This window comes from Pseudomonas sp. Y24-6, from assembly GCF_020295325.1.
In the GTDB taxonomy this organism is placed as follows: Bacteria; Pseudomonadota; Gammaproteobacteria; order Pseudomonadales; family Pseudomonadaceae; genus Aquipseudomonas; species Aquipseudomonas gregormendelii.
Window position 1 is genome coordinate 31,450 of record NZ_JACBXG010000004.1, and the last position, 12,547, is coordinate 43,996.

At 60.8% G+C, this 12,547-nt stretch carries 11 protein-coding genes; 2 read left to right on the plus strand and 9 right to left on the minus strand.

From position 1 onward, the window contains the following. Window positions 1-105: 105 nt before the first annotated feature. The 7 genes from tauD to HYI44_RS08995 form a co-directional block, all read right to left on the minus strand. Window positions 106-948, minus strand: a complete 843-nt coding sequence (gene tauD / locus HYI44_RS08965) for a taurine dioxygenase (RefSeq protein WP_205893595.1) — start codon at window positions 946-948, stop codon at window positions 106-108. A 180-nt stretch (window positions 949-1,128) separates the two neighbouring features. Beyond that, the gene (tauC, locus tag HYI44_RS08970) at window positions 1,129-1,962 is read right to left on the minus strand and encodes a taurine ABC transporter permease TauC (protein WP_225569231.1); all 834 of its coding nucleotides are present in this window, start codon (window positions 1,960-1,962) and stop codon (window positions 1,129-1,131) included. Next, window positions 1,959-2,753 (minus strand): taurine ABC transporter ATP-binding subunit, encoded by a 795-nt coding sequence (gene tauB, locus HYI44_RS08975; RefSeq protein ID WP_122840755.1) that lies wholly within the window; start codon window positions 2,751-2,753, stop codon window positions 1,959-1,961. The genes tauC and tauB overlap by 4 nt, the downstream gene beginning before the upstream one ends. Before the next feature lie 16 nt (window positions 2,754-2,769). Then, window positions 2,770-3,747, minus strand: coding sequence for a taurine ABC transporter substrate-binding protein (gene tauA / locus HYI44_RS08980; protein ID WP_122840754.1), 978 nt, complete (start codon window positions 3,745-3,747; stop codon window positions 2,770-2,772). A 257-nt stretch (window positions 3,748-4,004) separates the two neighbouring features. After that, window positions 4,005-5,588 carry a glutamate--cysteine ligase gene (gene gshA, locus HYI44_RS08985; RefSeq protein ID WP_225569232.1) on the minus strand — a complete coding sequence of 528 codons (1,584 nt, stop codon included), beginning with the start codon at window positions 5,586-5,588 and terminating at the stop codon, window positions 4,005-4,007. Window positions 5,589-5,880: 292 nt separating this feature from the next. Beyond that, window positions 5,881-6,264: a PaaI family thioesterase gene (locus HYI44_RS08990; RefSeq protein WP_122840752.1), complete on the minus strand. Its 384-nt coding sequence runs from the start codon at window positions 6,262-6,264 to the stop codon at window positions 5,881-5,883. Beyond that, window positions 6,264-8,588: a Tex family protein gene (locus HYI44_RS08995; RefSeq protein ID WP_225569233.1), complete on the minus strand. Its 2,325-nt coding sequence runs from the start codon at window positions 8,586-8,588 to the stop codon at window positions 6,264-6,266. Before HYI44_RS08995 ends, HYI44_RS08990 begins: the two co-directional genes overlap by 1 nt. 358 nt (window positions 8,589-8,946) lie before the next feature. Between HYI44_RS08995 and ompR the strand changes: the two genes are divergently transcribed. Together ompR and HYI44_RS09005 are read left to right on the plus strand one after the other, a co-directional pair. Then, complete coding sequence (gene ompR, locus HYI44_RS09000; RefSeq protein WP_045061316.1) at window positions 8,947-9,687, plus strand: two-component system response regulator OmpR; 741 nt, start codon at window positions 8,947-8,949, stop codon at window positions 9,685-9,687. Window positions 9,688-9,790: 103 nt separating this feature from the next. After that, window positions 9,791-11,104: an ATP-binding protein gene (locus HYI44_RS09005; RefSeq protein WP_122840750.1), complete on the plus strand. Its 1,314-nt coding sequence runs from the start codon at window positions 9,791-9,793 to the stop codon at window positions 11,102-11,104. Between the two features lie 64 nt (window positions 11,105-11,168). Here the strand turns inward: HYI44_RS09005 and rimK are convergent, their stop codons facing one another. Beyond that, entirely contained in the window at window positions 11,169-12,074 is a 906-nt protein-coding gene (gene rimK, locus HYI44_RS09010; protein WP_045061318.1) for a 30S ribosomal protein S6--L-glutamate ligase, read from the minus strand. After that, window positions 12,071-12,532, minus strand: a complete 462-nt coding sequence (locus HYI44_RS09015) for an ATP-dependent zinc protease (RefSeq protein WP_177328584.1) — start codon at window positions 12,530-12,532, stop codon at window positions 12,071-12,073. Before HYI44_RS09015 ends, rimK begins: the two co-directional genes overlap by 4 nt. Window positions 12,533-12,547 lie beyond the last annotated feature (15 nt).

A 12,547-nucleotide genomic window follows, 5' to 3' on the forward strand; every position in this document is an offset into this window, starting at 1 on the left:
GCGAGCAAGCCCGCTCCCACAGTCAGTTCTGTGCATGGCATGGACTCCTGTGGGAGCGGACTTGCTCGCGTAGGGGCCATCAAATTCGCGGCAAAAACTGGGCAACTACCGAAAGAACGGAACATCCCCCAACACCGTAGCCCGCTGCATCACCCGCCGCGCCGGTCGGTAATCGTCTACCGCGTAATGCTGCGTCACGCGGTTATCCCAGAACGCCACGTCGTCCTTCTGCCACCGCCAGCGAATGGTGAACTCCGGGCGAGTGGCATGGGCGAACAGCAGTTTCAGCACCGCCTCGCTCTCGGTGTCTGACAGCTCGTTGATCTTCGAGGTGAAGCCCTCGTTGACGAACAGTGACCGACGCCCGCTCGCCGGGTGCGTGCGAACCACCGGGTGCGATAACGGCGGGTTCTTGCGTCGGGCCTCTTCCCATTGGGCGAACGCGTCAGGGGTGTTGCCATAGCGCTCCACCGGGAATGACCGGGTGAAATCGTGAGTGGCTGTCAGCCCTTCGAGCATGGATTTCATGGGGGCGGACAGCGCCTCGTAGGCTGCAATACCACTGGCCCACAAGGTGTCGCCGCCAAATTCGGGCAGCAGCTTGGCACTGAGCACCGCGCCCATTGCCGGGGTGGGCAGGAAGGTCACGTCGGTGTGCCAAATAGCGTTGTCGCGCACGTCAGTGACGGCGGTATCAAGGATCAGCACCTCCGGCTGTTCCGGCACATTGGGGTAGATCGGATGAATGTGCAGGTCGCCGAAATACGCGGCGAATCGTGCCTGTTGTTGTGGCGTGATCGGTTGGTCGCGGAAGAACAGCACCTGGTGCTTGAGCAATGCCTGTTCGATAGCGTCGCGTTGTTCCGGAGTCAGTGGCTGGCTCACGTCGACACCGCTGATCTGCGCGCCGAGGGCCGAGCTTAAAGGGACTATTGTCAGGTTACTCATCGTGATTCTCTTCAATTCTGAGTGTCGTCTATGTTTGGTGAACGACACGGCACCTGTAGGCGCTGTCGGAGGCTGCGATCTTTTGATGTTGTTTTTTAGACGCAAGATCAAAAGATCGCAGCCTCGGTTCCCTCGACAGCTCCTACAGGGCTGGGTCCAAAAAGGGGGTATTCAAATTTTTCAGTGGGCCTGGCCGTGCCACGGCACCAGCTTGCGTTGCAGGGCGCGCAGGCCCATTTCCATGGCGAAGGCGATCAGCGCGATAACCAGGATCCCGAGTACCACCACGTCAGTGACCAGGAACTGCGCGGCCGACTGCACCATGAAGCCCAAACCGCTGGTGGCGGCGATCAGCTCGGCGGCGACCAGCGTTGACCAGCCAACCCCCAGGCCAATGCGCACGCCGGTCAGGATGTCCGGCAACGCGCTCGGCAGAATCACATGGCGAATCAGCTGCGCGCGGGTAGCGCCCAGGGACTGTGCAGCACGCAATTTGGCCGGATCGACGGTGCGCACGCCGGTGGCGGTGGCAATGGCAATCGGGGCGAAGATCGCCAGGTAGATCAGCAGGACTTTGGACAGCTCACCGATGCCGCACCAGATCACGATCAGTGGCAGATACGCCAGCGGTGGGATAGGGCGGTAAAACTCGATCAGCGGATCGAGAATGCCACGGGCGATGCGGTTGTGACCGATGGCGATACCCACCGGAACGGCGGTCAGCACGGCAAAGCCCAGGCCCAGGCCGATACGGCTGAGGCTCGCGCCCAAATGCTGCCACAACGTCGAGTCCATGTAGCCGGTGGTTACCAGCAACCAGCCCTTCTGCAGGACGGCCGACGGTGGTGGCAGGAACAGCGGCTCGATCATGCCGGTTGCCGTCACAGCCCACCAAAGCGCTAGCAGTGCGACCAGTGTCAGGACGCTGATCCAGCGTGTGCTCAAGCTGCGCCGTACGGGAATCACCGTTGAAGCGGTTTTTACCGTAACGGCAGGAATTTCGTAGCTGCTCATGCGCGCTCCTGCCGTTGTGCGGCGCTGCGTTGGGAGAACACCTTGGCGAGCACGTGTTCGCGGGTTTCGATAAAGCGTGGGTCGGATTTGATCGCCCGCGCCGACTCGCCGGCGGCGTAACGCTGACCGAAGTCCAGGCTCAGACGTTCGACGATTTGCCCCGGATTTGGCGCCAGCAGAATCAGGTCTGTGGCGAGGAATACGGCTTCCTCAATGTCGTGGGTAATCAGGAATACTGGTTTGGCGGTGCGCTGCCAGACTTGCAGCAGCAGTTCCTGCATCTGTTCGCGGGTGAACGCATCGAGCGCGCCGAAGGGTTCGTCCATCAGCAGTACCCGCGGGTCGGCCGCCAGCGCACGGGCTAGGCCGACACGCTGTTTCTGGCCGCCCGAAAGCTGCCAGATGCGCCGGTGTTCGAAACCGGAAAGGTCCACCAGCGTGAGCATTTCCCGCGCACGGATTTCGCGCTTGTCTTTCGAGACGCCTGCCAGTTCCAGGCCGAAGCCGACGTTAGCCAGCACGTCCTGCCAAGGCAGCAGGGCGTCGTCCTGAAACACTACGCCGCGTTCGGCGCTCGGTCCCTTAACGGGCACGCCGTCGAGGGTGATGCGCCCTGCGCTGGGCTCGACGAAACCGGCAATCAGGTTCAACAGCGAAGTCTTGCCACTGCCGGACGGGCCTAGAGCCACCAGCAACTGCTGAGGCCCGAGGCTCAAGGAAATATCCGCCAGTACCGGTTCGGCGGCGCCGGGGTACTGTGCGCTGATGCGCTCCAGCTGTAGCAAGGCCATCGCGATGAGCTCCCGATCAGTTAGTGATGAACTTGGCGCTGACGTAAGGCGCGTAGTCCGCAAGTACAGCTTCGACCTTGCCTTGCTCCTTGAGGAACACGGCGGTGTCGGTGATGGCTTTGGTGGTCGGCGCGCCGAGGGTGATCACCTGATCAGCCGCCAGCGGGTAGACGTTGCCTTGCAACAGCAGTGGAATGTCGCTGGCCTTGGCGCCGGAGAGTTTCACCAGCTTGTCGACGTTGGCTTGATTGGCGAGCCAGGCTGTTGGGTCTTTGCGGTAGTCGGCGTAGGCGTCGAGGGTAACTTTGGCGAAGGCGGTGACGATTTCCGGGTGTTTTTCAGCGAAATCTTTACGCACGATCCAGGCATCGAAAGTCGGTGCGCCAAACTTGGCCAGTTCGCCAGAGGTAATCAGCACTTTGCCGTTTTCCTTGGCAACGCCCAGGGCCGGATCCCACACGTAGGTAGCGTCGATGTCACCCCGTTTCCACGCGGCGATGATGGCTGGCGGGGCCAGGTTCAATACGGTGACTTTCGAGGGGTCGATGTTCCAGTGCTTCAGCGCGGCCAGCAGGCTGTAGTGGCCGGTGGAAACGAATGGCACGGCGATCTTCTTGCCGATCAGGTCTTGCGGGGTCTTGATCCCGGAACCGTCGCGGGCCACCAGGGCTTCGGCTGCACCGATCTGGGTGGCGATCAGGAAGGTTTCCACCGGTACTTTGCGGGTGATCGCAGCAGTCAGGGGGCTGGAGCCGAGGTAGCCGATCTGTACGTCGCCGGAGGCAATGGCGGCAATGATGTCGGCGCCATTATCGAATTTGCGCCAGTCGATCTTGGCGTTGGTGGCTTTTTCATAGGCGCCATCGGCCTGGGCGACTTTCGCCGGGTCTACGGTGGTCTGGTAAGCAACGGTGACGTCGGCGGCCTGGGCGAAGAAGCTCGCCGCAGCCAGCGAAGCGGCCGCCAGGAGGCGAAGGGGGAAATGCAGTTTCATCGGAGAAGCTCCTCAACAGGCGGCCGGGAGTTGGCGTGTGAGGAGACTAAATGATCTAAGAATGCTGAAATAAATAACTTTTTCGCATTAGCTTATGAGCGGAAAAAGCGAAGGATCAAAAGATCACAGCCTGCGGCAGCGCCTACACAGGTCGCGTGCAGGCTCGGGGGACTGCGTGGCGCGGCAAAAAAAAATCGCAGACTCCAGCCGATCCCTGTAGGAGCTGCCGCAGGCTGCGATCTTTTTAAAGCTGCCGATTAATTACTGATCGCCAGAATGCTTGCTTGATACGACCCGACGAACACATCGAAATCGCCGACTTCGTTCTTCTCCAGCTCCACCTGTTCCGCCAGCGACGAGCGTGCACGGTCTTCAAATTTCGCCTGGTCTTCGGCAGAAAGCGGTTCGCTGCGGAAATATTCCGCATGCGCCTGGCTCTGACGCAACGAGAACTGACTGAAACTCTCCTTATGCTCCGCCATCGCTGCCAGCACCTGGGCCGATGGGGTCAGGGACGGGTCCTTGACCTTGGCCAGCTGGGCATCCAGCGCCTTGCTGTGAGCATCGCCGCCGTGGCTCTGGTCCAGTATCGCCGCGAGGGGCGCAATGTGCTCCAGCAACTCGCTGGCCCACTCCTTGAGGTCCACCGGCTGGCCGTCGCGCTGCAGTTGCAGGCCCGGGCGGCGACCTTCCTTGACCACGCTAAGGAAGTTCGAGGTCGCGTTGCCGCACGAGGTGTTGGTCAGCAGCGGGCTGTCGTTGAGCGCGCAGTACAGCAGGAACGCGTCGAGGAAGCGCGACTCGGTGAGGTCGATGCCCATCGGCAGGAACGGGTTGATGTCCAGGCAGCGCACTTCGACGTACTGGATACCACGTGCCACCAGCGCCTGGATCGGGCGCTCGCCGGTGTAGGTCACGCGCTTGGGGCGAATGTTGGAGTAGTACTCGTTTTCGATCTGCAGGATGTTGGTGTTGAGCTGAACCCACTCTCCATCCTGATGGGTGCCGATCTCCACGTACGGGGCGTAGGGAGTGGCTACCGCTTTGCGCAGGCTGTCGGTGTAGCTGACCAGGTCGTTATAGCAAGGCGTCAGACCGGCCTGGGCGTTACTCTGGTAACCCAGGTCACTCATGCGCAGGCTGGTGGCGTAAGGCAGGTAGAGCGTGTCCGGGTCCAGTTGCTCCAGCTGATGGGAGCGCCCTCGCAGGAAGCCCGCATCCAGGGCTGGTGAAGCGCCAAACAGGTACATCAGCAGCCAGCTGTAGCGACGGAAGTTACGGATCAGCGCGATGTAGGCCGAGGACTGATAGTCGCGATCGGTGCCGACAAAGCCTTCAGCTTCCTTGAGCAGCGGCCAGAGTTGTTCCGGCAGGGAAAAATTGTAGTGAATCCCGGCGATGCATTGCATCGTCTTGCCGTAGCGCAGGGCCAGGCCCTTGCGGTAAACGTACTTGAGCTGACCGATGTTCGAGGTGCCGTAGTAGGCAATCGGGATGTCTTCCTCAGCCGGCAACGGGCACGGCATGGAAGGACTCCACAGGTACTCGCTGCCGAGCTTGCTGTAGGCAAAGCGGTGAATGCTGTCCAGGCTCGCCAGCGTATCGGCCGGGTCCGGCAGGGCGGGCGTGATGAACTCCAGCAGCGACTCGGAATAGTCGGTGGTGATTTGTTCATTGGTCAGCGCGGAACCCAATTCTTCGGGGTGGGGCGTTTGCGCCAGGCGACCTTCGCTGGTTACGCGCAGGCATTCACGTTCGATGCCGTGAAGGCACTGTTCGAGCAGAGAGAGGTTAGCGCGCTCGCCAAGCAGAGCCAGGCGGCGGTTGAGAATTTCGCTCAAGTTGGATTCCTTCACGCGTCAGTCGCCCCAATATGGGGGTGGGCAAGACGGTCTACAAGGGTGAAGTTGAAACTGGCGTTTTCGCCTGGTTTTTTAGCAGCACGGACTTCATGCCAGTCGGTCAAGGACCCTTCGCCGCGAACCCTGTGGGAGCGGGCTTGCCCGCGATGAGGGAGTGTCAGTCACCATTTATGTTGCCTGACACACCGCCATCGCGGGCAAGCGCGCTCCCACAGAAAATCCCGGCGCCGCTTTCATAGCGCCGAAATTACCTCAAAATGATGATCGGTAGCTACAGGACAGCGAACGTGCCTTGCGCTTTTGCGACCAATTTTTCGCCTTGCATCACCTCGGCCTCGACCACTAGCGTGCGACGGCCCGGGTGGATCACCCGTGCCGTGCACATCACCTCGCCCTCAGACACCGCGCGAATGTAGTTGATCTTGCATTCGATGGTCGCGCTCTGCTGGTCGAAGCCATGGGTGCTGGAACAGGCCAGGCCCATGGCAATGTCCACCAGGCTGAACAAGGCGCCGCCGTGCAGCTTGCCGCCGCGGTTGCGCAGTTCGGGCTGCAGTGCCAGGGCGACTTGCGCCACCCCGGTCTCCAGGCTGTGCAAACGACAACCAAGCAGCTTGAAGAACGCGCTTTCGGTCAACCCTGGCGGGATCTCCATCAACGCTTCTTCAGTTGCTTGGCGTTGGCGAACAGCGAGGCCATGGCATTGTTGGCAGGGGCCGGCGCCGTGGTTTCCTTGCGTGGTGCAGTGTTCTGGGACTGGCGCGGTGCCGAACCAGGACGCGCACCACGAGCGCCATCGATTTTCTCGCCAGGGGTGTCGCTCATGCGCATCGACAGGCCCACGCGCTTACGCGGAATATCGACTTCCATGACCTTCACTTTCACCACGTCACCGGCCTTTACCGCTTCACGGGGGTCCTTGATGAACTTCTCCGAAAGTGCAGAGATATGCACCAAACCGTCCTGATGCACGCCGATGTCAACGAATGCGCCGAAGTTGGTCACGTTGGTGACCACGCCTTCGAGGATCATGCCCAGCTGCAGGTCCTTGAGGTCTTCGACGCCTTCCTGGAACTCGGCAGTCTTGAACTCGGGACGCGGGTCGCGACCGGGTTTTTCCAGCTCTTGCAGAATGTCGGTGACCGTTGGCAGACCGAACGTCTCGTCGGTGTACTTCTTCGGATCCAGGCGCTTGAGAAAGCTGGCGTCGCCAATCAGTGAGCGGATGTCGCGGTCGGTTTCGGCGGCAATGCGCTGCACCAGTGGATAGGCTTCCGGGTGAACGGCGGACGAATCCAGCGGGTTGTCACCGTTCATGACCCGCAGGAAGCCGGCGGCCTGTTCGAAAGTTTTTTCACCCAGGCGTGCGACTTTTTTCAATGCGGCGCGGGTCTTGAACGCACCGTGTTCGTCGCGGTGGCTGACGATGTTCTGCGCCAGGGTCGCATTGAGGCCGGAGATGCGGGCCAGCAGTGCCACGGAAGCAGTGTTGACGTCCACGCCCACGGCGTTCACGCAGTCCTCGACCACGGCGTCCAGGCCGCGGGCCAGTTTCAGCTGTGATACGTCGTGCTGATACTGGCCGACGCCGATGGATTTCGGATCGATCTTCACCAGTTCGGCCAGCGGGTCCTGCAGGCGACGAGCGATGGACACCGCGCCACGGATCGACACGTCGAGGTCCGGGAATTCCCTGGAAGCCAATTCCGACGCCGAGTAAACCGATGCGCCGGCCTCGGAGACCATGACCTTGGTCATTTTCATCGCCGGGTATTTCTTGATCAGCTCAGCGGCGAGCTTGTCGGTTTCACGGCTGGCGGTGCCGTTGCCGATGGCGATCAGGTCGACCGAATGCTTGGCGCAAAGGGCTGCAAGGATCGCAATGGTCTGGTCCCACTTGTTGTGCGGTACGTGGGGGTAAACCGTGGCGTGATCCAGCAGTTTGCCGGTGGAATCGACCACGGCGACCTTGCAACCGGTACGCAGGCCCGGGTCCAGGCCCAGTGTGGCGCGCGGGCCGGCCGGGGCCGACAGCAGCAGGTCGTGGAGGTTGTGGGCGAACACATTGATCGCCTCGGTTTCCGCGCCATCGCGCAACTCGCCGAGCAGGTCGGTTTCGAGATGGGTATAGAGCTTGACCTTCCAGGTCCAGCGCACCACTTCGCCCAGCCATTTGTCGGCGGCGCGGTTCTGGTTCTGAATGCCGAACTGCTGGCCGATCATGCCTTCGCAGGGGTGCATGGTGCCCGGCAGCTCGTCGCCGACTTTCAGCGAGGAACTGAGAATGCCTTCGTTGCGGCCACGGAAAATCGCCAGGGCGCGGTGCGATGGCATGCTTTTGAGCGGTTCGTCGTGTTCGAAGTAGTCGCGGAACTTGGCGCCTTCCTCTTCTTTACCGGCGATCACGCGGGCACTGAGGATGGCCTCCTGCTTGAGGTAGCTGCGCAGTTTGTCCAGCAGGCCGGCGTCTTCGGCGAAGCGCTCCATCAGGATGTACTTGGCGCCTTCAAGGGCCGCCTTCACATCGGCGACGCCTTTTTCCGCGTCGATGAAGCGTGCAGCTTCGACGTCCGGGGCCAGGGTCGGGTCGTTGAACAGGCCGTCGGCCAGCTCGCCGAGGCCGGCTTCCAGGGCGATCTGGCCCTTGGTGCGGCGCTTCTGCTTGTACGGCAGGTACAAGTCTTCGAGGCGGGTCTTGGTGTCGGCGAGCTTGATGTCGCGCTCCAGCTGAGGGGTCAGCTTGCCTTGTTCCTGAATACTGGCCAGGATGCTGATGCGCCGTTCGTCGAGTTCTCGCAGGTAGCGCAGACGCTCTTCCAGATGACGCAACTGGATGTCATCGAGGCTGCCGGTCACTTCTTTCCGGTAGCGGGCGATGAAAGGCACGGTAGAACCTTCATCGAGTAGCGCGACGGCCGCTTCGACCTGTTGTGGGCGTACACCGAGTTCCTCGGCGATGCGGCTGTTGATGCTGTCCATAAAACCACCTGACAAATTGTGAAAGCAGGCTCGCAGGCACAGGATTAAAGGCTCGGCGAGTCTGGTTGAGCGGCCTGGCCTGCGCCGCTACCTGGATCAACAGGCATCCCGTTGACCCGTGAAATCGAACAATTACTGCCAGCGCCATGAAAATAAAAATTGGCTGCTGCTGTAAACGATCAGACGTTGCCTGACACAAAAGGCCGCGCATTATAACCAGCATCGGTCATTCGGGGCATCGCAGGCTCCCGCTACCCACCCGGTTTACTGGCGGTGGAGGAAAAATCTGCTAACAATGCACACGGTGCGTATAACGGCAGCTACGCCATAATGCGCGCGGAGCTAAAAGGAGCATCTAATGAGCAGCACTGCAAACATTGCTGAAGGCGAAAAAATTCTTATTGTTGATGACGACCCGGGGCTGAGCAGCCTGCTGGAGCGCTTTTTCGTCAGCAAGGGCTACCGTGCCCGCACGGTACCGAACACGGAGCAAATGGACCGCCTGCTGGCGCGTGAAGTGTTCAACCTGGTCGTTCTCGACCTGATGCTGCCAGGCGAAGACGGCCTGACCGCCTGCCGCCGCCTGCGTACCGCGAACAACCAGATTCCAATCATCATGCTGACCGCCAAGGGCGATGAGCTGAGCCGGATCAAGGGTCTGGAGCTGGGTGCCGACGACTACCTGGCCAAGCCGTTCAACCCGGACGAGCTGATGGCGCGGGTCAAGGCGGTGCTGCGTCGCCAGTCGACGCCAGTGCCAGGCGCACCGGGCAGCGAAGACGAGAGCGTGACGTTTGGTGACTACGAACTGTCGCTGGCCACCCGTGAGCTCAAGCGTGGCGAAGAAGTGCACATGCTTACCACTGGCGAGTTCGCCGTGCTCAAGGCGTTGGTAATGAACGCGCGTCAGCCATTGACTCGCGACAAGCTGATGAACCTGGCTCGTGGTCGTGAATGGGATGCGCTCGAACGCTCCATCGATGTGCAAATCTCGCGTCTGCGCCGGATGATCGAACCTGATCCATCCAAACCGCGTTACATCCAGACGGTTTGGGGCGTGGGTTACGTATTCGTGCCGGATGGCGCAGCCACCAAGTGATTGGCGATTTGTAGGAGCGGGTCATGCGGATGATTTTGTCCGCAGACTCGCAAACCGCAATATGCGAGCATCGCTCGCTCTTGCAAGTGTTTAGCGGTTATCCATGAAAACGCCCGTGTGGTTCCCCCAAAGTTTCTTCTCTCGCACCCTGTGGCTGGTGCTGATCGTTGTGCTGTTTTCCAAGGCGCTGACCCTCGTTTATCTGCTGATGAACGAAGACGTGCTTGTGGATCGCCAGTACAGCCACGGCGTCGCCTTGACGCTGCGCGCCTATTGGGCGGCTGATGAAAACAATCGAGACAAGATCGCCGAAGCGGCAACGTTGATTCGTGTGGTTGGCACCGGTGTGCCGGAAGGTGAGCAGCATTGGCCCTACAGTGAAATCTACCAGCGACAGATGCAGGCAGAACTCGGTGCCGATACCGAAGTCCGGTTACGTATGCACTCGCCCCCGGCCCTCTGGGTGCGGGCGCCGAGCCTGGGTGACGGCTGGCTGAAAGTACCGCTTTACCCGCATCCGCTGCGCGGTCAGAAAATCTGGAACGTGCTCGGCTGGTTCCTCGCCATCGGGTTGCTGTCCACGGCTTCGGCCTGGATTTTTGTCAGTCAGCTCAATCAACCTTTGAAACGCCTGGTCTATGCGGCCAGACAGCTCGGCCAGGGGCGCAGCGTGCGCTTGCCGATCAGCGACACGCCGAGCGAAATGACCGAGGTGTACCGCGCCTTCAACCAGATGGCCGAGGACGTCGAGCAAGCGGGCCGTGAGCGTGAGCTGATGCTGGCCGGGGTATCCCACGACCTGCGAACCCCGCTCACCCGTTTGCGCCTGTCCCTGGAGCTGATGGGCGACCACAGCGACCTGACCGACGATATGGTGCGTGACATCGAGGACATGGACGCGATTCTTGACCAGTTCCTGGCGTTTATCCGTGATGGGCGCGATGAATCGGTGGAAGAAGTCGACCTGATCGATCTCGTGCGCGAAGTCGCTGCTCCTTACAACCAGAACGAAGAAAAAGTGCGTTTGCGCCTGGAGCCGATTCAGCCGTTCCCGCTACGGCGGGTGTCGATGAAACGACTGTTGAACAACCTGATCGGCAATGCGCTGCATCACGCCGGCAGCGGTGTGGAGGTGGCGGCTTACGTATCCGGAGATACCAGCGCGCCTTACGTGGTGCTGAGCGTCATGGACCGTGGCGCCGGGATCGATCCGTCGGAGCTGGAAGCCATTTTCAATCCGTTCACCCGTGGTGATCGTGCCCGGGGCGGCAAGGGCACCGGATTGGGCCTGGCGATCGTCAAGCGGATTGCTTCGATGCATGGCGGCAATGTCGAACTGCGCAACCGTGAGGGTGGCGGGCTGGAGGCGCGGGTGCGCTTGCCGTTGGGGTTGATGTTGCCGCGCGATGCGGTGTAACGGCTGAAAAAAAGATCGTCCGAACGCGGCCCGAGCCGTCGGACGATCTTTTGATCTTCCCGCTTTAGCCTTTTCCTTTGGTGCGCGTCATATTCGGCCCACCATTCTTTTCAAGATGCTCGATGATGATCCCCGCCACGTTCTTGCCGGTGGTGGTCTCGATGCCTTCCAGCCCCGGCGACGAGTTGACTTCCATCACCAGCGGCCCGTGATTGGAACGCAGGATATCCACGCCTGCAACGGCCAGCCCCATTACCTTGGCCGCGCGCAAGGCCGTCATGCGTTCTTCCGGAGTGATCTTGATCAGGCTTGCGCTGCCGCCCCGGTGCAGGTTGGAGCGGAACTCCCCGGGTTTGGCCTGGCGTTTCATCGCAGCAATCACTTTGTCGCCTACCACGAAGCAGCGAATGTCCGCCCCACCGGCTTCCTTGATGTATTCCTGAACCATGATGTTCTGCTTGAGACCCATGAACGCCTCGATCACCGACTCCGCCGCAGTCGCGGTCTCACACAGCACCACGCCGATGCCCTGGGTGCCTTCCAGTACTTTGATCACCAGAGGGGCGCCGTTGACCATTTCGATCAGGTCGGGAATGTCATCCGGGGAGTGCGCAAACCCGGTGACCGGCAAGCCGATCCCTCGGCGCGAGAGCAGTTGCAGTGAACGCAGTTTGTCCCGCGAACGCGCGATGGCCACCGATTCGTTGAGCGGAAATACCCCCATCATCTCGAACTGGCGCAGGACCGCGCAGCCATAAAACGTCACCGATGCCCCGATACGCGGGATGACCGCATCGAAACCTTCCAGCGGCCGGCCCCTGTAGTGGATCTGCGGCTTGTGGCTGGCGATGTTCATGTAGGCGCGCAAGGTGTCGACCACGACCATTTCGTGGCCACGCTCGGTTCCGGCTTCGACCAGACGACGAGTGGAATACAGACGCGGGTTCCGCGACAGCACAGCGATCTTCATGCAACACCTGTGGAAAGGGTAGATACCGGGAACACCGGCTTGTCTTGTACGTATTTGATGCCCGGATTGACGACCAGTTGGCCGTCGATAAGGGCTTTGGAACCCAGTAGCAGGCGATATCGCATGGATTTACGGCAGGCGAGGGTGAACTCGACCCGCCAGACCCGATCACCGAGGGCCAGGGTGGTGCTGACCACATAGCGCTTCTGCGCATGGCCATTGGAGCTCTTGATGGTTTTCATGGTCACCAGCGGGGCTTCGCAACGTCGGTGACGCAGTTGCACTACCGTGCCCAGATGCGCGGTAAAACGCACCCATTTTTCGCCATCGCGCTCAAACGGCTCGATGTCGGTGGCATGCAGGCTCGAGGTGCTGGCACCGGTGTCGATTTTTGCCCGCAGGCCTGCCACTCCCAAATCCGGAAGCGCCACCCACTCGCGCAGACCGACAACGGTCAAATGGTCAAATGTCTT

Excerpts from the sequence above, each read along its gene's own strand:
- tauD (WP_205893595.1), bottom strand. The coding sequence starts at position 948 with ATGAGTAACCTGACAATAGTCCCTTTAAGCTCGGCCCTCGGCGCGCAG.
- tauC (WP_225569231.1), bottom strand. The coding sequence starts at position 1,962 with ATGAGCAGCTACGAAATTCCTGCCGTTACGGTAAAAACCGCTTCAACG.
- tauB (WP_122840755.1), bottom strand. The coding sequence starts at position 2,753 with ATGGCCTTGCTACAGCTGGAGCGCATCAGCGCACAGTACCCCGGCGCC.
- tauA (WP_122840754.1), bottom strand. The coding sequence starts at position 3,747 with ATGAAACTGCATTTCCCCCTTCGCCTCCTGGCGGCCGCTTCGCTGGCT.
- HYI44_RS08990 (WP_122840752.1), bottom strand. The coding sequence starts at position 6,264 with ATGGAGATCCCGCCAGGGTTGACCGAAAGCGCGTTCTTCAAGCTGCTT.
- HYI44_RS08995 (WP_225569233.1), bottom strand. The coding sequence starts at position 8,588 with ATGGACAGCATCAACAGCCGCATCGCCGAGGAACTCGGTGTACGCCCA.
- ompR (WP_045061316.1), top strand. The coding sequence starts at position 8,947 with ATGAGCAGCACTGCAAACATTGCTGAAGGCGAAAAAATTCTTATTGTT.
- HYI44_RS09005 (WP_122840750.1), top strand. The coding sequence starts at position 9,791 with ATGAAAACGCCCGTGTGGTTCCCCCAAAGTTTCTTCTCTCGCACCCTG.
- rimK (WP_045061318.1), bottom strand. The coding sequence starts at position 12,074 with ATGAAGATCGCTGTGCTGTCGCGGAACCCGCGTCTGTATTCCACTCGT.